This window comes from Pseudomonas sp. GW821-FHT03C07 (assembly GCF_059420925.1).
The window spans coordinates 1-1059 of sequence record NZ_JBWKUQ010000045.1; the positions used below are offsets into that span (position 1 = coordinate 1).

The window sequence follows — 1059 nt, forward strand, 5'->3', positions numbered from 1 at the left end:
CGAAATTGGGTCTGTAGCTCAGTTGGTTAGAGCGCACCCCTGATAAGGGTGAGGTCGGCAGTTCGAATCTGCCCAGACCCACCAATTTTGTGTGGGAAAAGCCTGTAGAAATACGGGGCCATAGCTCAGCTGGGAGAGCGCCTGCCTTGCACGCAGGAGGTCAACGGTTCGATCCCGTTTGGCTCCACCACTTACTGCTGTTTTTGCTGTTTCTTGTTTAGAGCTTAGAAATGAGCATTCCATCCGGGTGATGGTGAATGTTGATTTCTAGTCTTTGATTAGATCGTTCTTTAAAAATTTGGGTATGTGATAGAAAGATAGACTGGACGTTACTTTCACTGGTAACGGCTCAGGCTAAGGTAAAATTTGTGAGTGACTCTTAAGAGTTTTGCGAATTTTCGGCGAATGTCGTCTTCACAGTATAACCAGATTGCTTGGGGTTATATGGTCAAGTGAAGAAGCGCATACGGTGGATGCCTTGGCAGTCAGAGGCGATGAAAGACGTGGTAGCCTGCGAAAAGCTTCGGGGAGTCGGCAAACAGACTTTGATCCGGAGATGTCTGAATGGGGGAACCCAGCCATCATAAGATGGTTATCTTGTACTGAATACATAGGTGCAAGAGGCGAACCAGGGGAACTGAAACATCTAAGTACCCTGAGGAAAAGAAATCAACCGAGATTCCCTTAGTAGTGGCGAGCGAACGGGGACTAGCCCTTAAGTGGCTTTGAGATTAGCGGAACGCTCTGGAAAGTGCGGCCATAGTGGGTGATAGCCCTGTACGCGAAAATCTCTTGGTCATGAAATCGAGTAGGACGGGGCACGAGAAACCTTGTCTGAATATGGGGGGACCATCCTCCAAGGCTAAATACTACTGACTGACCGATAGTGAACTAGTACCGTGAGGGAAAGGCGAAAAGAACCCCGGAGAGGGGAGTGAAATAGATCCTGAAACCGTATGCGTACAAGCAGTGGGAGCCCACTTTGTTGGGTGACTGCGTACCTTTTGTATAATGGGTCAGCGACTTATTTTCAGTGGCGAGCTTAACCGAATAGGGGAG

General features: G+C 48.6%; 2 tRNA genes and 1 rRNA gene. All 3 read left to right on the forward strand.

What is annotated here, in order from left to right:
* Positions 1–7: 7 nt before the first annotated feature.
* Positions 8–84, forward strand: a tRNA-Ile gene (locus tag AC07VG_RS33395).
* A 30-nt stretch (positions 85–114) separates the two neighbouring features.
* Positions 115–190 (forward strand) — tRNA-Ala (locus tag AC07VG_RS33400).
* A gap of 256 nt (positions 191–446) precedes the next feature.
* Positions 447–1059, forward strand: a 23S ribosomal RNA gene (locus AC07VG_RS33405); the annotation flags it as partial.